This is a genomic window from Arthrobacter sp. Soil736 (assembly GCF_001428005.1).
In the GTDB taxonomy this organism is placed as follows: domain Bacteria; phylum Actinomycetota; class Actinomycetes; order Actinomycetales; family Micrococcaceae; genus Arthrobacter.
The window spans coordinates 13,059-33,577 of record NZ_LMSB01000009.1 but is presented as its reverse complement, the minus strand read 5'-3'; the positions used below and the strand labels follow the sequence as shown (position 1 = coordinate 33,577).

At 65.3% G+C, this 20,519-nt stretch carries 25 protein-coding genes; 13 read left to right on the top strand and 12 right to left on the bottom strand.

Annotated features, from left to right (window positions below):
* Positions 1-60: 60 nt before the first annotated feature.
* The 4 genes from ASG92_RS07345 (at position 61) to ASG92_RS29635 (ending at position 3,874) form a co-directional block, all read left to right on the top strand.
* On the top strand, positions 61-2,502 hold the full coding sequence (locus ASG92_RS07345; protein ID WP_200951908.1) for a heavy metal translocating P-type ATPase: 2,442 nt from the start codon (positions 61-63) through the stop codon (positions 2,500-2,502).
* An 11-nt stretch (positions 2,503-2,513) separates the two neighbouring features.
* Entirely contained in the window at positions 2,514-2,642 is a 129-nt protein-coding gene (locus tag ASG92_RS30260; RefSeq protein ID WP_277308328.1) for a hypothetical protein, read from the top strand.
* 69 nt (positions 2,643-2,711) lie between these two features.
* The gene (locus ASG92_RS29640) at positions 2,712-3,473 is read left to right on the top strand and encodes a hypothetical protein (protein WP_240987037.1); all 762 of its coding nucleotides are present in this window, start codon (positions 2,712-2,714) and stop codon (positions 3,471-3,473) included.
* An 11-nt stretch (positions 3,474-3,484) separates the two neighbouring features.
* On the top strand, positions 3,485-3,874 hold the full coding sequence (locus ASG92_RS29635; protein ID WP_240987036.1) for a hypothetical protein: 390 nt from the start codon (positions 3,485-3,487) through the stop codon (positions 3,872-3,874).
* A gap of 221 nt (positions 3,875-4,095) precedes the next feature.
* Here the strand turns inward: ASG92_RS29635 and ASG92_RS07335 are convergent, their stop codons facing one another.
* The gene (locus ASG92_RS07335) at positions 4,096-4,557 is read right to left on the bottom strand and encodes a pyridoxamine 5'-phosphate oxidase family protein (RefSeq protein WP_056626445.1); all 462 of its coding nucleotides are present in this window, start codon (positions 4,555-4,557) and stop codon (positions 4,096-4,098) included.
* A gap of 364 nt (positions 4,558-4,921) precedes the next feature.
* Between ASG92_RS07335 and ASG92_RS07330 the strand changes: the two genes are divergently transcribed.
* Positions 4,922-7,657: an HAD-IC family P-type ATPase gene (locus ASG92_RS07330; protein ID WP_200951907.1), complete on the top strand. Its 2,736-nt coding sequence runs from the start codon at positions 4,922-4,924 to the stop codon at positions 7,655-7,657.
* Positions 7,658-7,788: 131 nt separating this feature from the next.
* On the opposite strand, the gene ASG92_RS07325 is transcribed toward ASG92_RS07330, so the two are convergent.
* From ASG92_RS07325 to ASG92_RS07290, 10 genes are all read right to left on the bottom strand, one after another.
* Entirely contained in the window at positions 7,789-8,655 is an 867-nt protein-coding gene (locus ASG92_RS07325) for a universal stress protein (RefSeq protein WP_056626443.1), read from the bottom strand.
* Positions 8,656-9,133: 478 nt separating this feature from the next.
* Positions 9,134-9,568 (bottom strand): DUF1003 domain-containing protein, encoded by a 435-nt coding sequence (locus ASG92_RS07320; RefSeq protein ID WP_056626441.1) that lies wholly within the window; start codon positions 9,566-9,568, stop codon positions 9,134-9,136.
* Positions 9,569-9,870: 302 nt separating this feature from the next.
* Complete coding sequence (locus ASG92_RS07315; RefSeq protein ID WP_056626440.1) at positions 9,871-10,338, bottom strand: Hsp20/alpha crystallin family protein; 468 nt, start codon at positions 10,336-10,338, stop codon at positions 9,871-9,873.
* A gap of 414 nt (positions 10,339-10,752) precedes the next feature.
* Positions 10,753-11,283 (bottom strand): flavodoxin domain-containing protein, encoded by a 531-nt coding sequence (locus ASG92_RS07310; protein WP_056626528.1) that lies wholly within the window; start codon positions 11,281-11,283, stop codon positions 10,753-10,755.
* Between the two features lie 64 nt (positions 11,284-11,347).
* Positions 11,348-12,814 carry a multicopper oxidase family protein gene (locus ASG92_RS07305; RefSeq protein ID WP_056626438.1) on the bottom strand — a complete coding sequence of 489 codons (1,467 nt, stop codon included), beginning with the start codon at positions 12,812-12,814 and terminating at the stop codon, positions 11,348-11,350.
* Positions 12,814-13,086 carry a hypothetical protein gene (locus tag ASG92_RS07300; protein ID WP_056626436.1) on the bottom strand — a complete coding sequence of 91 codons (273 nt, stop codon included), beginning with the start codon at positions 13,084-13,086 and terminating at the stop codon, positions 12,814-12,816. The genes ASG92_RS07305 and ASG92_RS07300 overlap by 1 nt, the downstream gene beginning before the upstream one ends.
* A 220-nt stretch (positions 13,087-13,306) precedes the next feature.
* Positions 13,307-13,567 carry a hypothetical protein gene (locus tag ASG92_RS30410; protein WP_162256308.1) on the bottom strand — a complete coding sequence of 87 codons (261 nt, stop codon included), beginning with the start codon at positions 13,565-13,567 and terminating at the stop codon, positions 13,307-13,309.
* Positions 13,564-13,995, bottom strand: coding sequence for a hypothetical protein (locus ASG92_RS30405; RefSeq protein ID WP_162256307.1), 432 nt, complete (start codon positions 13,993-13,995; stop codon positions 13,564-13,566). The genes ASG92_RS30410 and ASG92_RS30405 overlap by 4 nt, the downstream gene beginning before the upstream one ends.
* Before the next feature lie 114 nt (positions 13,996-14,109).
* Positions 14,110-14,439, bottom strand: a complete 330-nt coding sequence (locus ASG92_RS28180) for a hypothetical protein (RefSeq protein ID WP_157372144.1) — start codon at positions 14,437-14,439, stop codon at positions 14,110-14,112.
* 55 nt (positions 14,440-14,494) lie between these two features.
* On the bottom strand, positions 14,495-14,959 hold the full coding sequence (locus ASG92_RS07290) for a DUF6278 family protein (RefSeq protein WP_056626434.1): 465 nt from the start codon (positions 14,957-14,959) through the stop codon (positions 14,495-14,497).
* A 148-nt stretch (positions 14,960-15,107) separates the two neighbouring features.
* Here ASG92_RS07290 and ASG92_RS07285 point away from each other — a divergent pair, with 148 nt between their 5' ends.
* From ASG92_RS07285 to ASG92_RS07250, 8 genes are all read left to right on the top strand, one after another.
* Positions 15,108-15,506, top strand: a complete 399-nt coding sequence (locus tag ASG92_RS07285; RefSeq protein ID WP_056626432.1) for a metalloregulator ArsR/SmtB family transcription factor — start codon at positions 15,108-15,110, stop codon at positions 15,504-15,506.
* Positions 15,503-17,197, top strand: a complete 1,695-nt coding sequence (locus tag ASG92_RS07280) for a SulP family inorganic anion transporter (RefSeq protein ID WP_056626430.1) — start codon at positions 15,503-15,505, stop codon at positions 17,195-17,197. The genes ASG92_RS07285 and ASG92_RS07280 overlap by 4 nt, the downstream gene beginning before the upstream one ends.
* Positions 17,198-17,202: 5 nt before the next feature.
* Positions 17,203-17,400 carry a hypothetical protein gene (locus ASG92_RS07275; protein WP_056626428.1) on the top strand — a complete coding sequence of 66 codons (198 nt, stop codon included), beginning with the start codon at positions 17,203-17,205 and terminating at the stop codon, positions 17,398-17,400.
* 94 nt (positions 17,401-17,494) lie between these two features.
* Entirely contained in the window at positions 17,495-18,493 is a 999-nt protein-coding gene (locus tag ASG92_RS07270) for a beta-ketoacyl-ACP synthase III (protein WP_056626427.1), read from the top strand.
* A gap of 47 nt (positions 18,494-18,540) precedes the next feature.
* Positions 18,541-18,969, top strand: coding sequence for a hypothetical protein (locus ASG92_RS07265; RefSeq protein ID WP_056626424.1), 429 nt, complete (start codon positions 18,541-18,543; stop codon positions 18,967-18,969).
* A gap of 145 nt (positions 18,970-19,114) precedes the next feature.
* On the top strand, positions 19,115-19,360 hold the full coding sequence (locus ASG92_RS07260) for a hypothetical protein (protein WP_056626422.1): 246 nt from the start codon (positions 19,115-19,117) through the stop codon (positions 19,358-19,360).
* Positions 19,357-19,563 (top strand): hypothetical protein, encoded by a 207-nt coding sequence (locus tag ASG92_RS07255; RefSeq protein WP_056626420.1) that lies wholly within the window; start codon positions 19,357-19,359, stop codon positions 19,561-19,563. The genes ASG92_RS07260 and ASG92_RS07255 overlap by 4 nt, the downstream gene beginning before the upstream one ends.
* The gene (locus tag ASG92_RS07250; protein ID WP_056626419.1) at positions 19,560-19,877 is read left to right on the top strand and encodes a hypothetical protein; all 318 of its coding nucleotides are present in this window, start codon (positions 19,560-19,562) and stop codon (positions 19,875-19,877) included. Before ASG92_RS07255 ends, ASG92_RS07250 begins: the two co-directional genes overlap by 4 nt.
* An 89-nt stretch (positions 19,878-19,966) precedes the next feature.
* Here ASG92_RS07250 and ASG92_RS07245 read toward each other — a convergent pair whose 3' ends face one another.
* Complete coding sequence (locus ASG92_RS07245) at positions 19,967-20,443, bottom strand: hypothetical protein (protein WP_162256306.1); 477 nt, start codon at positions 20,441-20,443, stop codon at positions 19,967-19,969.
* Positions 20,444-20,519 lie beyond the last annotated feature (76 nt).

The window sequence follows — 20,519 nt, the reverse complement described above, 5'->3', positions numbered from 1 at the left end:
GACCTGCAGCATTCCTGCTGCCCGTGTGGCCGATCCGGCAGCGCCGCTGAAGGAGGAGCAGTGAGCACGCCTCTGAAAAGCACCGTCGTGGAGGTCCGCGGCCTGCACTGGGCCACCTCCAAGGCGGTCGTGGAACACGTCCTGCTTCAGCGGCCCGGAGTCGCCGCCGTCGACGCGAACCCGGTTGCCCAGACCGCGACGGTGAGCTTTGACCCCTCAGTGACCTCCGTGGAGCAGATCTCCGGGTGGATACGGGAATGCGGATACCACTGCCGGGGCGAATCGGTCCCCGACCACGTCTGCTACCCGATGGAAGAAACAGTGCGCACCTCCGGGATGATGCATGACACCGCCCGGAAGACCGGCGGCGGCCATCCGCCGGCGGACAGCCATGCCGGCCACGGCGCGGGCCAGCACGGTGAGATGCCCCGGACCCCGCAGGACGTGATGGGCCACGGCGGACATCACGCCGGCATGTCGATGGATGACATGGTCAAGGACATGCGCAACCGGTTCCTGGTCGCCGCGGTCCTGTCCATCGGCGTGACGCTGTGGTCCCCGATGGGCCGGGATATGTTCGGCTTCACCGCCCCGACGCCGTTCGGGCTCCGTGACGATGTCATGGCCTTGATCCTGTCCCTGCCGGTCATCTTCTACTCGGCCTGGATCTTCTTCGATGGCGCCTACCGGGCGCTGAAGGCCCGCACGCTGGACATGATGGTCCTGGTCGCGATCGCCGTGGGCACCGGGTGGCTTTACAGTGTCTGGGTCACCGTCACCGGCGGCGGTGAGGTGTTCTATGAAGCCGCGACCGTCCTTGCGGCCTTCGTGCTGCTGGGCCACTGGTTCGAGATGCGCGCGCGGGGAGGCGCGAACGAGGCCATCCGCACGCTGCTCGAGCTTGCTCCGCCGGTCGCGGTCGTGATCCGTGACGGCGATACGGTCGAGATCCCCACTTCTGAAGTCCAGACCGGGGATCTGCTGCTGATCCGGCCGGGGTCGAAAATCCCCGTTGACGGGGAGGTCGAGGATGGCCAGTCGGAGGTCGATGAGTCCATGGTCACCGGTGAGAGCCTTCCGGTGACCAAGGCCATCGGGTCGGAAGTGATCGGCGCGTCCATCAACACCACCGGCACGATACGGGTCCGGGCCACCAAGGTCGGAGCCGACACCGCCCTGGCGCAGATCGTGGCCCTTGTCCAGGAAGCCCAGAACTCCAAGGCGCCAGGCCAGCGGCTGGCCGACAGGGCAGCTTTCTGGCTGGTCCTCGTCGCCCTGATCGGCGGAACGGTGACGTTCGCCGCGTGGCTCGCCATCGGCGCCGGCGTCCAGGCGGCCCTGCTGTTCGCTATCACCGTTGTCGTGATCACCTGCCCCGACGCGTTGGGGCTCGCCACGCCGACGGCGATCATGGTGGGCACCGGGCTCGGCGCCAAACGGGGCGTCCTGTTCAAGAACGCTACTGCCCTGGAGGTCTCTGCCCGGATCGACACCGTCGTGATGGATAAGACCGGCACCCTGACCAAGGGCGAACCGGAAGTGACCGACGTCGTTGTTGAAGGGATCGGCCACAACGAGCTGCTGGCGCTGGTCGCGGCGGTGGAGCAGGAATCCGAACACCCGCTCGCTGCGGCCGTGGTCCGGCACGCCCGGGAACACGGTGCACCTGCTCTGGTTGCGTCGGATTTCCTGAACGTTCCCGGTCACGGTGCCGGCGCTACCGTTGACGGACACCGGGTGCTGGTGGGCAATCGCAAACTCATGGCCAACGAAGGCATCGACCTGGGCCCGCTGGCCGCGGTGCGCGATGAACTCGCAGCCACCGGACGGACCGCGGTGCTCGTCTCGGTGGACGGCCGGGCCGCGGCGGTGATCGCTATGGCGGATGCCGCGAGGGAAACCGGGGCCGCCGCAATAGCTGCCTTGCACGAGGCCGGGATCGAAGTCGTCATGCTCACCGGGGACAACGAAGCCACCGCCCAAAGGATCGCCGGCCAGCTGGGCATCGACACCGTCATCGCCGAGGTGCTCCCCGGAGACAAGTCATCGAAGATCGCCGAGCTGCAGCAGCGCGGGAGGGTCGCCATGGTCGGCGACGGCGTGAACGACGCCCCGGCCCTGGCCCAGGCCGACCTCGGCATCGCGATCGGCGCCGGCACCGACGTGGCCATCGAAACGGCCGACGTCGTCCTGATGCGCTCGGACCCGTTGGATGTGCCCATCGCCCTGCGGATCGGCAAGGGCACCTTGCGGAAGATGCGCCAGAACCTGGGCTGGGCCGTGGGGTACAACGCGATAGCGCTGCCCATCGCAGCGGGGGTGTTCGCGTTCGCCGGGATCGTCCTCAGCCCGGAGATTGCGGCCCTGTCGATGTCCGGTTCCAGCTTCTTGGTCGCCGTCAACGCCCTCCTGCTCAAGAGGCTCCGGCTGCCTCGGCCGGAAACGCCCGAGGCCACCACGGCGCGTGCTTCCCGGCCGCTTGCCCCGGCCGGGACCCGCTAGGCCCACCCGCTATGGACTTCCGCCTCATCTGCCGCGTGCTGTTCCTGCGGGCCGCATGGCGGAGAAGGGACCACTGGGACGCCGCCCGGATCACCGCGCATCAGGACCATGCCCTGCAGGAACTGCGCCGCGCAGCCTAAGCCGGCTCGGAGTTCTACCGGCGCCGTCACGCCGGCCTTCACGAGGCTCCCCTGAACCGGCTGCCGTCCGTGACCAAAGCGGACCTGATGGAGCACTTCGACGAGGCGGTCACCACGCCGGACGTGAGGCTGGCGGATCTGGAGAACCATCTGCGGTCCCTGACAGAGCGCGGGGGAGACCCGGGGGTGCCGTGGAAGGGCCGGTGGTGGGCCGCGGCAACGGCCGGGACCACGGGCCGGCGCGGAGCCTTCGTCTGGAACCGCACGGAATGGGGGACCGTCCTGGCGTCCTACGCCCGCGCGAACGACTGGGCCGGGATCTCCGCCGGGCCCACCCGGCCGCTGAAAATGACCCTGGTCAGCTCGCGCGTCCCCACGCACCAGTCCGCCGTGGTCGGAGCTTCCCTGTGCTCCGGACTCGTCCCCGCCCTGCGCTTGGATGTCACCGCACCCATGGCTGAGACGGTGGCCGCGCTGAACCGGTTCCAGCCCAGGGTCCTGGTTGGCTACGCCTCAGCCCTTAAGCCCTTGGCGGCAGAGCAGCGCGCCGGACGGCTGCACATCTCCCCGCAGGGCGTGATGTCCGCCTCGGAAGTGCTCAGCCCGCATACCGCGTCGGAACTGGAGGCTGCATGGGGAAGCGCCCCCTTCGATGTCTATGCCGCCACCGAAACGGCCGGGATCGCCTCCCCGTGCACCTTCCGGAACCGCCATGTCTACGAGGACCTGCTGATCATCGAACCCGTGGACCAGGCCGGGGCCCTCGTGTCGCCCGGAACAACCGGCGCAAAGCTCCTCGTCACGGTCCTGTTTTCGCGGACCTGCCGCTGATCCGTTACGAAATGTCCGACACCGTGCGGCTGGGCGGACGAGGCTGTCCCTGCGGACGCTCCTTCACCCTCCTGGAGGACATCGAAGGCCGGCTCGAAGACGTCCTGCAGCTGCCGGGCAGGGAGGGCCCGGTTACCATCCACCCGATCGTATTCCACCATCTACTGGATCAAACTGCCGTTTCGGGGTGGCAAGTCATCCAGGAGGCCTCCGGACTGCGGGTCCTCCTTGCAGGCCTCGCGTCAGGAGGCTCAATAGACGGAGTCCGCGCCGCAGTGGGCGCCGCCCTCACCGCAGCTGGCGTGGTGCAGACCCGGGTGCACGTGCAGTTGGTGGAACAAGTTGAAAGGACAGCCCTGGGCAAGGCGCCGTTCGTGCGCGGGTTGATGGGCGGGCGATGACGCGTCCTTCCTCCTGCGACGACGTCGGCGCTGACCGCACGTTCACCCCAGAGCAGCGGTGATGCCTGCGGCGACAGCGGCGTCGTCCACGGACCGGTGCACCGCAGCGACCTGACACCGTGATTCCCACTTCCATGTCGCCCGAACAATGGCAGCTGTGCACCATCGCCAGAGACGCTTTTTGGGACACTATACGGCGCCCACGTCACGAGGAGGCGAGGCTACTCGAAGGACGCCCGACGCTGATCGCTCAAGCGGGTCTTCCATATGTCCGGCGCGTTGACCCTGAAACGCCGGCCAGTGAGTGCCTTCGGTGACAGCCGGACATAATGCGCTTTGGCCCCTGGCTCCCACGGCTCCAAGCCGAGGGCATCCGCCGCGGATTGCTCATCCACACTGTCGATCAATGCCGTGCCGCCCCTGGCCACGACGCTCCAAGCTTCCTCCGTTGTGGGCTCGTAGCCGTCGATTTCAAAGGCAGCCGGCTCCTCCTTCGCCGATCCCCACAGCTTTGTCCCCGCGCCCGTGCGGAACACGATGCTGCGGCGTTCAACAACAAAGTTCACCGGAAAGATTTCGGGATGGCCTTCGACGATGACCGCCAGCCTCCCCACGTTGGCAGAGGACAGCAGATCCCAGCAGTCGTCGAATGAAAGCTCATGGCCTTTCCGTGCTTCGTTCATGAACACAGATACTACGGCCCGATGAGGTCCATCGGCAGTGCCCGTGACCAGGCATCCGCACTATTTCTCCGTCAATGCGGGGGGCTGTTCGTGTCGATGAGCCGTCTTGCTCCCATGCCATCAATAGATCCACCTCCGAGCACGAATGCAGCTGCGCTTCACGGACCCGCATTCTGTGTTCAGGTATGGCTGATGTGGGACGTTGTGCCCTTGTCACTGCCATCCCAAAGGCAAAAGCTTGATCCATGCCGATGAGCTCTTCACTCCCCATTTCACTGATGTTTCCAGTCCTGAGCAGTCTGGCCCGTGAGATGACTAGACATGCAGCAACTGGTCCGGAGCATGGGGCAAACGGAGGTGGTCAGTGAGCGCAGCACGTGAGCACGGCATCCGTGAAGAGGGTTCCGCCAAGGGAGAGCCGCATCATGCGCTGCCCGTTCACGAGGTCGTGCTGCTCCTGGGAGTGGATCCTGAGGCCGGTTTGAGCGACGTGGAAGTGAGTCGGCGGCGGGAGCGTTTTGGTCCCAATAGCCTTCCGGTGCCACGGGCCGGTGGGCCTCTGCTCACGGTCCTTCGGCAGCTTCATCACCCGCTGGTTTACGTCCTATTGGCCGCTGCGGTGATCACTCTTGGCCTCGGCGAGTACGTTGATTCGGCTGTCATCCTGGGCGTAGTGCTGATCAATACCGTTGTTGGCTTCATTCAGGAGTCGAAGGCGGAAGCGGCTCTCGACGCTCTGCGGATGATGGTAAGCACCGAGGCAACAGTAGTGCGTGAAGGGCTTCAACAGTCTGTTCCGTCGGAGGACATCGTCCCAGGTGACGTCGTGGTGCTTGAGGCGGGGGCAAAAGTTCCGGCTGACCTTCGGTTGACCCGCGTGGAGCAGATCGAAGTGGACGAGTCGGCCTTGACAGGCGAGTCTTTGCCGGTTGTCAAAGACGAAGTTGTTTTGGCATCTTCGACCGCCGTGGCGGACAGGCGCAACATGGTGTATTCAGGCACGTTGATCACAGGCGGCAGTGGGGCAGGGATGGCGGTAGCAACCGGTGCCCAAACGGAACTCGGCGAAATCCACCGTTTGGTGGGTTCGACTCAGAACCTCGCGACCCCGCTGACGGCGAAGCTCGCGCGCTTCAGTCAAATTCTGACCGCAGCTATCCTCGCCCTCGCGGCCTTGGCCTTCATCATTGGGGTGAGCCGTGAGCAGGAAGCGGTATCGACTTTTACTGCCGCCGTCGCCCTTGCCGTGGGCGCCATTCCAGAAGGGCTGCCAGCAGCAGTAACCATCAAACTGGCTATTGGAGTCGCCAGAATGGCCCGACACGGTGCGGTGATCCGCAGGTTGCCCGCTGTTGAAACGCTCGGCAGCACGACTGTCATCTGCTCCGATAAGACCGGAACACTGACTGAGAACCAGATGACCGTGCAATCGCTGTGGACAGTGGACGGCACGTTTACTGTGACCGGTTCAGGGTACGGTCCGGAGGGAGTTGTCCTGGACCGTGACGGTGGTACCGTCAACATCTCGGCGAGTCAGGCCCTGCGTTGGTCCCTCCTCGCCGGGGCCGGCTGCAGCGACGCAGAACTGGTCCCCGGCGACGGAAGCTGGAAGCTAGTCGGTGACCCGACGGAAGGAGCTATGCTTGCCGTTGCCGCCAAAGGTGGAATCGACCTAAATCAGCTCGAGGAACTGTACCCACGCCTCGCTACTCTGCCGTTTAGTTCCGAGGCGCCCTACATGACGACTCTTCGACGGGAGGCAGCCACGGGCCGGCACGTCGTCCTCGCGAAGGGAGCGCCAGAACAGATCGTAGAGCTATGCTCGCGGGCGATGCGTGCCGATGGGAGCACAAGCAGGCTGCAGCCGGACGTCGTACTTCAAGCCACGCATGAGCTGGCAGCCCAGGGACTGCGGGTCCTCGCCACAGCAACAGCTGAGGTGGAAGATCCCGCATTGTTTGAGAGTGCCGCGCAGTCAGGGCGAATGGTCCTGACCGGGTTGCAGGCCATGCGCGACCCGCCCCGAGCGGCCGCGGCCGCCGCTGTTGAGGCCTGCCACAACGCCGGCGTCAAAGTGAAGATGATCACCGGCGACCACGCTGCGACAGCCGCGGCCATCGCAACGCAGCTGGATCTGGTCGATCAAGGGAGCACGAAGACAACAGTCATCACAGGCGCTGAACTTACTGCGCTTCCGGCTGACAAGTATGGGGACGCTGTCGATGCTGCCCAGGTTTTTGCCCGAGTTTCCCCAGAGCAGAAGCTGCGGCTGATAGAAGCACTCCAGAGCCGCGGGCACGTCGTGGCGATGACCGGAGACGGCGTTAATGACGCGCCTGCCCTCCGCCAGGCCAACATCGGAATCGCGATGGGCGGCAATGGAACCGAAGTGGCCAAAGAAGCCGCCGACATGGTCCTCACCGACGATAACTTCGCGACAATTGAGGCAGCGGTCGAAGAAGGACGCGGGGTTTTCGATAACCTGACCAAATTCATTGTCTGGACGCTGCCGACGAATATGGGGGAGGGTCTGGTGATTCTGGCAGCGGTCGTGTCCGGTGCCACGTTGCCGATCCTGCCCACTCAGATCCTCTGGATCAACATGACTACGGCAGTCGCCCTCGGCCTGATGCTAGCGTTCGAACCCAAAGAGCCGGAGATCATGAACCGACCGCCCCGTCCCCCGGAGCGGCCCTTGCTCACAAAGGCGCTCATCGTGCGCACGCTCCTGGTTTCTGCGCTGCTCGTCGCGGGCACCTCCGGGATTTTCGAATGGGAAGTGGCAAAAGGCGCCTCTGTTGCGGAAGCGCGCACGGCAGCGGTGAATCTTTTCGTCGTCGTCGAGATCTTCTACCTCTTCAGCTGCCGTTCCCTCACTAAGTCCGCGTGGAGGCTTGGCTTGTTCAGCAATCCATGGGTTATCGCCGGAGTGAGCGCCCAAGCGGCCGCCCTGCTGGCCTTGACGTATCTGCCGGTGATGCATGCCATCTTTCACACGGCGCCGGTCCGTCCGGAGGCCTGGCCCTGGGTGCTCCTTATCGGCGTGCTCGCTTCCTTCATTGTCGGGATTGATAAGCGACTTCGCAGGGGTGTCATCTGATAGCCCGCTCCTGCCAGTTTCTCCGACCCCGTTGGGAGACTCTGAGGTCCGGAGCCACCAGAGGCGCCAGCAAGAATTAGTGGCCCGGGAACACTGCCCGATTGTTCAGGCGCGCGGCGGCCAGCCGAGCGCTATGCCTGGTGCTTTATGCGCTGTACGCGGGTGATGACGGTGGGGCACGGCAGGTGCGTCAGGACCCCGTGTGCGGTAGAGCCGAGCAAGAGCCGTCTAAAGCCGCCCCGGCCGCGACTCCCCACCACCAGCATTTTTGCCTCCGTGGAGGCTTCCAGCAGCGCCTCGACTGGCCCTTTACGGGCTTCCAGCACTTTATTCACGATGAGGTCAGGATAGTCTTCCCGGAGGCCGGCTACTGTTTCGGCGAGAACAATGCGTTCCTCTTCAACAATGAGCCCGGCGAGGTTGTCCGGCGTCAGACCCGCGTCAACAAGCCGGTCAGGACCGCTGAATGCGTGAAGCACCGTGAGTTCCTGGCCGTCCCTATCCGCCTCAGCAGCCGCGAAGGCGACGGATTGGATGGATTCTTCCGACCCGTCAACTCCTACGACAATTCCATGGCGGCCATCGAGATCCTGCGTTCCGATGACGGCTACGGGACACTTGGCGGCCGCGGCCACTTGTAAGGCCAGGTCGGTCAGTGAACCGCCCAAGTGTCCGCTCCCGGACCCAACCACCAGCATTGATGTCTTGCCCGAGTACTTCCTTAACGAGCCTCCGACGCTTCCTGTCATCAGTTTGGTGATGATTTCAATCGGGAAGCTTTCCCGGGCACGGCCGGCCGCGTCTTTGAGGAGTTTGTTGCCCGTATCTTGCAGCGCCTCGACCCAGGGACGAGCCGCTGCCAGCCAGCGGTCGTCAACGACATGAACGATTACCAGCGGTACGTTGGCACGTTCGGCCCGGCGCGCTGCCCACGCCACTGCTGCCTGGCTCTGGGCGGAATCGTTGGTGCCGACGGCGATTGGTTTACCCGTGCTCATGACTTACCTTCCTGATTTACTCCCTGTTGCTTGCCAACAAGGACGGGCGGTGCGCGTACCGCAACACTGGCACAGGAAGCAGGACGCCGACCGGGGCGGACGGGCTAGCCAGGCGGCTTCCGTGATGAGTGCCGTTGCCGTGCTGTGCCTGTCCTTCGCTCTACAGCTTGGTCTGTTCCTCTGCGGGGCTGTAGGGCCGAAAGTCACGACCCTCTACATAAAGGTTGCATGGGGTTAGGCATAGGGTAATGCGTTCCGGACCCGGCAGTTCTCAAGCTGGATCCGCGGCTAACAAGACCATCCCGTGCCGGGGAGATGCGAGCACGACAGTCCGCCACCAGACCGGATAGGCACGTCTGGCAGCGCCGCACGGTCGTGCCAGGATGCTTCCGCGACCGTCAATCGGCTGGTGACGGACGGTGGTTCTGCTCGTCCAGTGTCTCCGGCGGCGGACCAGGTGGCGGCCAACCGTGGACAGTCATCGGCCCGGACCCGCCAGGTCCGAGGTGTCGCCAGTCAACGACCGTACCAGTTGCTCAAGAAACCTCAGCTGCCTGGCATTGACCTTCATCAGCAGTTCAATCTCCGCACGCGCGGCGACGTCCGTGTCGTAATCGTGCTGGGCCATAGCGGCCGCGATGGCATCCTGACGCTTGGCTGCAATCAGGAGGATGGCACCCTGAAGCCCTGCCAGCATCGAACGGACGAGATTCAACAGAATGTAGGGATAGGGATCCCAAGCGGAGCCCTGCAAGATCCAGATATTAATCCCGGCCCACACCAGCATGAAAGCAATAAACACACTGACGAAGGGCCAACTTCCCATTCCGTTGCGAAGGAGGTCAGCTGCGCGCTCGCCATAACTCAGTGATGCTTTATGTTCCGCGTGCCATGTGAACGCCCGCCCTGTCATGCGCGGTGCTTCGGGCGAGATGGCCTGCGTTGCTCTCGGGCTGCTCCGCTCTCCGGCTGGATTGCCTGGTCCTGCGCGCTAATCGAGTTGCCTGGGGCCAGGAAGCCAGGCAAGAGTGTTGCGGGAACGCGACCGGAACGCCGCCGTGTGGCGACCCCGGAACAACGAGGTAGCGGCCCTTCCGGCGTCAACTCTGACGCCAAATTCATGCATCACGATGGACATACCTCAAGGGGGATAGACGGCGCCCCGAGGCGGCCCGTCACGTAATTGCCGGCAGCGCGCAGCCGGGAAGGGCACGCCTAGCCGCGTGCGATCGGAAGTTTCTTCAGGGTCTCGGGCTGGGCAGCTTCCTCGGGAAGGGGAGTCCGGACTTCCAGCACGCCATCGACGTACGAGGCCTTGATGTCTTCTTCCTTTACGCAATCCGGAAGAGGGATGCTGCGGCTGAAGGAACCGTAGCGGAACTCGGACCGGAAGTAGCCCTTGTCCTTGTGCTCTTCCTTTTCCTGGCGCTCGGCGCGGATCCGCAGTGATCCACTGTCGATCGTGATCTCCACGTCTTTGTCGGGATCGACCCCGGGCATCTCGGCGCGTACCACCAGGGTTTTGCCAGCGACGAACTCCTCGACGCGGATCGGGGGTCCGGTGGAAGCATCAAACATCCGCTCCACGGATTCCAGGAGGTCCGAAGGAGACCTCAGCAGGGTGCCAAATGGAGTAGTCCACCGGGGCGTCGCGAACGGGGACCACCTGAGCAGATCAGACATGACAATCTCTCCAAACTCGAAACGGGGAAGGACCCACAGCCGGGGTCCGGTGCTCTTCCAGTTGATACCCTCCGGGAACAATGCGACAGGGACGAAAGACCCGCCCGTTCGGGCAAGCTACCGCAGCCGCCCCATCCTGTAGACGGGAGACGGGATCTCCCCGGCCGCAGCCAGGACCCACGACCTTTGGCGCCTGTGCGACGACAGTTCCGGAACATGGGGTCGGAGTACGGTGATGCTGAGGCCGGGGAGGAACCCTGTGTCCCGCGCGCAGGTGGGCCGCAACGGCAACACCGCCAGAGTAGCCAGGTTGACGGAGGCACAACGTCGGGTGGAGGGCTGGCGCTCAGGCATGGCCGTCAGAAGGCGATGATGTTTAAGGGCCACGAACCAGCTGACTCGGAGTTGGTGGTCCTAGGGCTGTGGCATTGATTCAGGCCCGTGGAGGTCCCGAGCGATGGACTTGGCCCACTCCTCGATGCCTGCCCAGTCACGGTAGTCGCCGAATCGGCCCCCGGCTGCCCGGAACAGGAATCGCCCCCACCGGGGAAGCAGGTCGGGGCTGCCCACTCCAGAGAAAACGCGGTGGTTGCGTGGCCGGACTTCGACTGGAAAGGCCTGTGCAATGCGTTTCTCTTGCGCTCTGCGTCCCGGCCCACGGAGTGGGGCCGGCAACCCGGCCGACATGCCGACACTGAACAGCCATATCGGCGTACCGGCCAAGTTACCGGACTGGCGGTAAAGGAAGTCTGAGGCTTCCGGCAGCCACGCCTGATTGTGGATCGCGCTGCCCAGCACAACGCCGTCGTAGCCCTCGACGCTCTTCGCTTCCTTCATCGGGAGCACATCCACCTCGTCCGAAATCTGCCGGAATATTTCGGCGATCCGCTCGGCGATCTCCGCGGTGGCGCCCTGTCTACTCGCATGGCCGATGAGAATCCGCATCTGCAACCTCCCTGGGAGTTGGAACCAGCCTAGAATCTGAACCCGTTCTGGGCCCACGTCTTCCTCACTGCACCTCGATGACGCCCATCATGCCGAGGTCTTCGTGGTCAAGGATGTGGCAGTGGTAGACGGAACGCCCGCGGAAGTCCTTGAAAGCCATCCTGACCTTCACCCGACCGTGTGCAGGCACGTTCACCACATCCTGCCAAACGGCGTTGTCCATTCCTTGGCCATTTACCTCGATGATTTGCATCGGCCAGACGTGTAGGTGGAACGGGTGGTCCATGGGGCTGGTGTTGATCAGCGTCCACTCCTCGACGTTCCCGTCTGCCACTGTTGTGTCTGTTCTTGCCTGGTTGAATTCTCTGCCGTTGATGGTGAAACGCATCATGCCTGCGCCCATGCCCATGCCCATGCCGGCGGCCAGGACGACCTGTCGGCGTGCCGCGACGGCGGATGACCGCAGGTCTGCCAGTCCCTGATAGACAGGCACGGGCATCAGGGGTGCGGCCGGTTCGCCGGATACGCGGAGGGTGGCCAGTGCGGCGCCGTCCGGCTGGTCTGCAGGGTTGCGTGCTCCGAATCCCGGGCCCATCATTCCTGGCATGCTTCCCCGGTTCTGGTAGAGCGCGCGCAGCACGGAGTCCCCGGCCGTGGTGGTCACGAGGAGGTCTGCCCGGTTTCCGGGCGTCAGGAGCAGTTCATCCAGTGTCTCGGGTGTCGGGAAGCGGCCGGAGTCCATGCCGAGGAGCTGCAGCTGCTGTCCGTCGAGCCGTAAACGGAGGTAGCGGGCCACGCAGGTGTTGATGATGCGCCACCGTTCACGCTCGCCCGGGCGGGCGCTTAATTGCAGGTTGCTTTGACCGTTGACCAGGATCAGTTCACCCTCCCGGCCCATCATCCGTTCCATCGCCGGGACTTCCGGGATGTTCCCCAGGCCGTCCAGGGTGGTGTCCGAAATGACCAGTACCCGTTCCACACTCGTCTCGATGGGTTCAGGGTCCTCGACGATGATTGTTCCGAAGAGGCCGGCAAAAATCTGATCGGCGACCATGCCGTGGTGGTGGGGGTGGTACCAGTACACGCCCGGGGGATGATCCCTGGGAAGTTTGTATTCGTAGTCGAAAGTGCTGCCGGGGTCGATCGAGACGAAGACGTTGTCCCCGTTGCCTTCGGGGGAAACGTGGAGGCCGTGCACGTGCAGGTTGGTGGTCTGGGTCAGCTTGTTGACGAGCCGGACGTTGAGAACATCGCCAGCGCGCACGCGAAGAGTGGGGCCGGGGATGCCGCCGTTGTAGCCAAGGGACAAATGCGGCTGGCCGGCGAGTTGCATCCGACCGGGTGCGGCTTCGAGCCGTACTTGCAGCTGGCCGTTTGTGCTCCGCTCCTCCGGAGGCTGGATCAGTTCGCTTCCCGTAACGGGGGCCTCCCGCGACGCCAGGGTCCAGATCAGCCCGGCACCGCCGACCGCTGTCCCCGCAATGCCGAGACCTCCCAGCAACAACGCCTGGCGGCGGCTGATGGGCTTCACTACGGGCCCTCACCGAGTACTCTGAGGTGCTCGCGGTACTGGTCCGCGGTGAGTTCTCCTCTCGCAAAGCGCTCGTCGAGGATCTGGCGGGCCCTGCTCGCTCCGGCAGGCGGCGGTCCGCCTGGCCCCGCCGGGCCCGGCGGCCCGTATCCATCACGGACGCCGCCGCCAGCGACCCTGACCGCAAGCACCACCAGCAGCGCGATCCCGATGAGAAGCAGAGGAACCCAGAGCCACATCCACCCCATGCCTTGTCCGTAACCCCACATCATGATCGGCGCCTTTCCCTTCAGAGAGTTACTCCGAGTCTTCGCGCGGCCTCCGCTGACAGGTAGAGTCCGAGGTCCCGGTCCACCCGGGCCGGTTTTCTACGCATCCGCACCAGCCGTCGGAAGGCCGGCTGGTACTCAGGCCGATGCAGCCAGGAGGGAGACGCGGGCCGCTTCAGACCGGTGGCCGGCCTCGGCAGAGATCCTGCAGTGCTCGTGCGGGTCAGGAGGCGTCGGCGGGACGGAACGTGACTCCGCCGTCGGTGGAGAGGACGAGCCCGCTGGCCGTGGCGGCCCAGATGGTCGGGCCGGCCTCCTGGCCGTTGACTGCGGCCACGGCCTGGACCGTGTCGTGGATTTTGCCTTTTCGGGTCCAGGTCGCGCCGGCGTCTGTGGAGTAGTGGACTGTCCCGTCGGGTCCGACTCCTACAGCCTCCGCAGAGCTGGCGAAAGCGGCGAACTGGATCACGGGTCCGGATTTCACCGTGTTCCAGGACTGGCCGCCGTCAGTTGAGCGGCGGATTGTGGCGTGGTTGCCAGGACAGTGTCGCTGGTCGGGGTTCCGGCGAGGATGGCCGGGACGAAATCCGCGGCTACAGTTTTCCAGGTTTTCCCGTCCGGGCTGGTGCGCATTGCGTCGTCGAAGCCGACGAGTCCGGATTTGGTCGCGGTGAGTGCGTGGAAGTCGGATTCACCCTGACGGGAGAGCTGTTCCCAGGTTTTACCGGCGTCGGTGGATCTGGTCAGCCCGAGCGGGTTGGCCAGGTCGGAGCCTTCTCCGGGGTGTCCGGAAGCGTAGAGGACGCCGTGGTCGGTGCCGCCGGCGAAGCCCATCAGGTCGTCGGTGGCGCCGATTTTGGCGGCGGGTTGTTTGGTGATGTCGAACAGGCCATCGTGGGTGGCCAGGAGCACCTGGCCGGTTGTGCTGCTGACGCTCAGCCCGTGAACGTGGGCGTCCGGCAGGGTGATGCCGGCGTTACCTGCAGCTGCGGGTTCTGCCGGGAGGTTGGAACGGCGGCAGAGACTTCAAGCGATTCCTTCTGAAACTCCGGCGGCTATGCGGGCGGCGTCCTCATACGAGGACGGCGCAGTCTTCCGGAACGCGGCGTCGGCATCCGCGCGAAGGACATCTCCGGCGAGCACGCGCACCTGGACCGGTTCCCCATACGCACCCCTGCAGGCCAACACGTCACCACGCACCGGGGGATTGTCTGCGGCATCGCGGGCGACGGGCTGGAATATGACCCACCAGTTCTCTCCCGCGGTGTCCGTGAACGTAAAGCCAGCCGCATGCCGGTACGCCGCGCCATTGACACCGCGATCCCCGTAGCCGGCAACCGAGCCCGGCGGTGCCACGAAACTGACTCCCCTGTGTCTCTCGGACCGACGATGACTCACCCCACACTCCCTGTCAGCGTCTCAGGCTTTCCGCGTAAGGCAGGACGGTCGTCAAGTCGGGCGTGCCGGCTGCCAGGCGCTCCCGGGCGATGGCCATGACATCGAGGTCGCTGTTTTCGGCCAGGTGGATCACGGGGTAGCCGGTGGGAAGCAGCCGCCACGAGGCGGATAGATTCCGGATCAGGACGGTACCGATGAACAGGCCGGTCTCGATGCGGAGGCGCGGAGCCGGGGGCCTGCCCGCGGCACGGCCGGCGAGGAGCCCCTCCAGGACCTCGAGTCCTTCGGCGGTGTCGGAGAGACCCCCGACGCTGGCGGCCCACTGGCGAAGCAAGCCGCATTGCCCGAGGTAGGTGTTCAGTTGCTCCGCGGCCCCGGACGGATCGCCCGCGTCGTTCTCGGTGATGAACACTGCGTAGTCACGGACGGCGCCCCGGCCAGAGCTCTGCCAAAGGAATTTCGTGAGGTACTCGCTCATGCGCCACATCCTCTTGGCGCCCGAACGAGGGGCTGCCCTGCTTGGAGGTTTCGTGCGCCCCGCGAAACCCTGCCTCCCGAGCGGTCTGTTGCTGGCATTGTTATACTAAATTATGAATCTATAAAATAGTCAAGCAAAGGGTGTTGCGATGGGCAGGGAGGCGGGCGTGGAGGATTTCGCGGATTTCCGGGCGCCGTTGTACGAGGTGAAGGCCAACCTGTTTAAGGGGCTGGCCCATCCGGTGCGGATCCGCGTGCTGGAGCTGCTGTCGGCCGCGCCTGAGGTGTCGGTGACGGAGCTTCTTGCCGCAACGGGGCTGGAGGCTACGAACTTGTCCCAGCACCTTTCGGTGCTGCGCCGGTACCACCTGGTCAGGGGGGAGCGCCGGGCACTGCAGATGTTCTATACACTGGCGTACCCGCAGGTCGCGGACCTCCTCTCCGTGGCGAGACTGCTGCTCAATGACATGCTGAACACCACCCGGGAGCAGCTGGAATCCTCAGAGAAGACTGCCCGGGCGTCGGCCGCAGCGGACAGCACACGGTGAAGGCTCTGGTCGCGGCCCGGGCCTTCCTGCCCGGGCGGCAGGACTATGCGCTGTTGCCGCGTACCTGGAAAGGGGACCTGCTCGCCGGGGTCACCGTCGGCATCATCGCGCTGCCGCTGGCGCTGGCGTTCGGTGTCAGCTCCGGCGCGGGTGCTGCCAGCGGACTGATCACCGCCGTGATCGCCGGGGTGATCGCGGCCGTGTTCGGCGGTTCCAACATCCAGGTCTCCGGACCCACCGGAGCCATGGTCGTGGTTCTGGGCCCGGTCATCGCCGCCCACGGGCTAGGTGCACTGGCCGCGGTCTCGGTCCTTGCCGGGGTGATCGTGGTGGCTGCCGGGCTGCTCAAACTCGGGCGGGTCGTGACGTTCCTGCCCTGGCCGGTGATCGAGGGCTTCACCGTCGGAATCGCTGTGATCATCTTCCTTCAGCAGGTCCCTGCCGCGTTCGGCGTCAAGCCCGGGCCCAGCGGCAACGCCGTCGTCTCGGCCATCCAGGCCCTCGGCACCGCGTCCCCAACCTCGATTCTTGCCCCGGTTGCCGTGGTGGGCCTGGTCGTGGTGATCATGGTTGCCGCGCCGCGGATCCACCCCCGGCTCCCTGGCTCGCTCATCGCGATCATCATCGCCAGTGTGGCCGCGCAGCTACTCGAGTTGCCCGTGACCCGGATCGGAGCCCTGCCCGATTCCCTGCCGGCCCCGGTGATGCCGTCCCTGGACCTGGCGACGATCACCGGGCTGGCCGGGTCCGCCGCCACGATCGCGGCCCTGGCCGCGATCGAGTCGCTGCTCTCGGCACGGGTCGCGGCGTCGATCTCCGATACCGGCCCCTATGACGCGGACCGTGAGCTCCTGGGCCAGGGCCTGGCGTCCGTTGCGTCCGGGTTCTTCGGCGGCATGCCCGCCACCGGTGCCATCGCCCGCACCGCGGTGAACCTCCGCTCGGGCGGCCGGACCCGCCTCGCCGCCATCACCCATGCACTGGTCCTGCTGGCCGTGGTGTATCTGGCCACCGGCCCGGTTTCCCGCATCCCCCTTGCGGCGCTGGGTGGGGTGCTGATGGTCACCGCGACGCGCATGGTCTCCCTCAGGACGCTGCGCAGCGTGATCGGATCAACCCGTGCCGACGCGGTCGTGTTTTTCGTGACCGCGCTGATCACCGTGTCCTTCGATCTGATCGAGGCCGTGGAGATCGGAATCGCGGTCGCCGCCTTTTTCGCCCTGCGCGCCCTGGTCAGATCCAGCGGCGTGCACCGGGAGGAGATCCCCGGTCCGGTCCATGAAGGGGATGAGCACATTGCTGTCTTCCGGCTCGACGGGGCACTTTTCTTCGCCGCAGCCGAGCGCGTCCTGGAGCGGGTCAGTGCCATCCGGAACGTCGACGTCGTGATCATCCGCATGTCACAGCTGCAGATCCTGGACGCAACCGGGGCCAGGGTCATCACAGACATCATCCAGGCCCTGGAACGCCGTGGAATCACCGTGCTGATCAAAGGAATCCAGGACCGCCACCTCCGACTCGTCACCCAGGTCGGGGTCCTGGACTCCCTTCGCCACCACAAACACCTCTTCACCGAACTGGCCCCCGCCGTGGAACACGCCCGCAGCCACGTGGTCCGCGCCCGCGCCGCCCGCGACCCCGGCCGGGAAACGGAATCCGGTCCAGCCGCAACCGACACCGCCGAGGAATGAAACCGATGGAAAAACACCTGAAAACCATCCGGAGCGCCACCTCAAACCGCGACAGGCTTCCGCTCCAGCACGATCAGGCCCACGCCGAACTGGTCCAGGTCCTGTGCGAGGCCATGGCAGCACAAATGCCACCCGCCGACGCCGCAGCAGCTGCCAACATGAGCCTCAGCGAATTGTTCAACACCCTACGGAAGCACGGCTGAGGACGTACCTCCCGGCAGCCGCCCAAACCATCCTGAACGCGCCCGCGTCCAACCATCCGCCCCCCCTTTCCCTGACCCCTTCCAAGGAGCGACCATGACCGCATCCACGCACAGCCCGACACCGAAGGCTCCCGCCCGCGGATCCCGGATCGTCGGTGTCGGTTCCTACCAGCCTGACAGGGTCCTCACCAACGCCGAACTCAGCCGGATCGTGGAGACCAGCGACGAGTGGATCCGCAGCAGGGTCGGTATCGAAACACGCCGCATCGCCGACACCGAGACGGTAGCGGACATGGCCATCGCGGCCGGGCTGGACGCGCTGCAGCACGCCGGAATCGACGCCGGGGACCTGGACCTGATCATCGTGGCCACCGTCACCGCGCAGGACCGCTCCCCGAGCACCGCCGGCCGGGTCTCGGCGGGGATCGGAGCGCGCAACCCGGCCGTCTTCGACATCAACGCCGCCTGCTCGGGCTTCACGCATGCCCTGGCCGTCGCGGACCAGGCGATCCGGGCCGGATCCGCCGGAACGGCCCTTGTCATCGGGGCGGAAAAGCTCAGCGACTTCACCGACTGGACCGACCGGAGCACGTGCGTGCTGGTCGGCGACGGCGCCGGAGCGCTCGTGTTGCAGGCCTCGGATTCGCCCGGGGTGGGGCCGGTCCACTGGGGTTCGGTTCCGGAGCTGTCCCACGCGGTCAGGATCGAACAACCCACCCTTCAATTCCAGCAGGAAGGGATGTCCGTTTTCCGCTGGGCCATTTCCCAGGCGGCGAAGCTGGCCAGGCGTACCTGCGAGATGGCCGGTATCCTGCCGGAAGATCTCGCCGGCTTCGTCCCGCACCAGGCAAACCTGCGTATCATCGAGCCCCTTGCCGAGCAGCTCGGGATGCCCCGCACGATCACGGCACGCGATGTCGTCACCTCCGGGAACACCTCCTCCGCCAGCATCCCCATCGCGCTGGCCAAGCTCATCCGCGGCGGCCAACTCCCGTCCGACAGCCCCGTGCTGCTGTTCGGCTTCGGCGGAGGATTCTCCTACGCCGGCCAGGTCGTCCGGACTCCCGCCGCAGGCACCCCGCCCGGGGCCTGACGCACCACCAAGACCTTACGCCCAGGCCAAGACAAGGGAAATAGCACATGCCACTGCTCAAAGAACTCCAGGACAAGGTCCGCGCCACCCACCTGCTGGTCCGCCCCGCCGATGAATGGAACAAACTCTCCGAAAAGGTCCGTCAGGCTTGGGCCGGCGGCGACGAACATCAACTCGACACCGCCCGGAAATTCCACCTCATCGCCTGGGCATCCGTCGCCCGGAACATTCTCACCGACCCCTTCGAAGGAGTCGGCGTCACCACCACCCCGGCCACCACCGACTGGGGCATCGCAACTCTGAGCACCGGCAAACGCAGCTGCCAACCGCAACTAACCCAAACGGAGACCGCCGGGACCACCGGCGCCCAGCCCCGACTGCGGAACTTCGAAGAAGTCATGGCCGAGTACAACGCCTGCCTCAACTACCTGGCTGGCACCACCAGCGAGCCCTCCCCGGCCCGGAACTACAGCTGACAACGGCAATAAACACCCCCAGCCGAAAACCGCAGTAAACCGCAGGGCCCCTTCCCGATGCTGCGAACACCGCCTGGATTTTTCCTGGCACCCACCCCCCGCCCCGTCCGTCGTCCGCCGTCGACCTGTCCACGAAAGTCCGCTTGTGTTGAAGCCCCGCTACGTCAAAGACTGGACCACCCTTGCAGGCGCATGCGTCGAGATCCGGATGCAAGGACAGCTGGTGGACAGCGGCTGCGTCGACGCTGTCACCGATGACGGCGCCATCCTCTGGCTCGTGAACCCGGCACAGATCCGGAAACTCTACGAAAAAGCTGAATGGTACGGAGCCTGGGTGATCGAGGAGCCCGCCGCGTCCGGGGACCGCGGCAGGAAGGACACCACACCATGAACGGCTCCAGACCCGGCCGGCTGGGCGGTGACGTTGTTCGCCGCGATGCCGACGCGTTCGCCGGACACGCGCCGTCCTCTTATGAGCACGCGGCCGGAGTGGCCAGGATTTCCCAAGACAGGGCCTCAAGCCTAATTGGCTGCACGCTGTTCACCCTTGACGCAGGCCCCGGCGGCCTGAGCACCACGGAAGGTCATCCATGACGGTCACCCAGCTCGGCAGCTTCCTCCGCGACTGCATCATCACCCACGAAACGACTGAAGAAGGCCTGACACCCGACGAACTATATGGGCTATACGTCAGCTGGTGCTTTCTGGCCAACGTTCCCCCTGCCAGCGACCGCAACTTCCGCTCCGCCCTCGCAGCACACGGCATTCGCCCGGTCGGGCGGGGCCACCACAGCATCTACCCGGGCCTGTCCATGACCGGCCCCGCAGCAACCGACTACATCCTTAACAGTGCCCCCGGAGCCACGGACTCCGCAAAACGCCTTGACAGAAATCTGCCGCCTGAATGACGTTCCTTCGCCGTGTGAATGGGCATTCCAGAAGTCGACCGCACGGAACGTCCAGGCGGCCCTCTGTAAGATTCAGACGCCCCGGGCTCTTACTCCTCATCGAGCAGACCGGCGCACAGCCCGAACTCGTACAGTTCCGCGGCCGCCGCGGCCTGACGGCGAAACGCCGCGCTGTCGCCGCGGGATACCGATTCCCAACAGACGGTGTCGCCCAGCCGCAGTGCCCGTGCAGCCACCGAGCCCAGCACTGCCACCGGGGCAGTTTCAGCTTCCCGGCGCAGCTCCTCGAATGCACTCCCAGACGCCGGGTCCGCCGCCCGCTGCAGCTGGGCCAGCAGCAGCGACAGCCCGCCCGCGAGATAGTGCTGTGTCACCGTGATCGCCGCCTCTCCCGGCTCCTCCGGGAGGCTCTTTAGCATATGCCTGGGCTGCCCGGGCGTCCGGAGGGAGGTCTTTGCCTGCGTTGAGAGGTTGAAGCTCTTGTTGCCCAACGGGAAGTCGGGCACGAGCGTGCCGGCCACTGGCAGCGCCGGCAAGTTATAGAAGCTCGGGTCGACGACCTTCACCCGGGCAAGCATGCCGTCCCGGGCGAATCCAAGCGCAGCTCTTGCAGGCCGAGGCAACCGCCGAGTGCGCTGACAT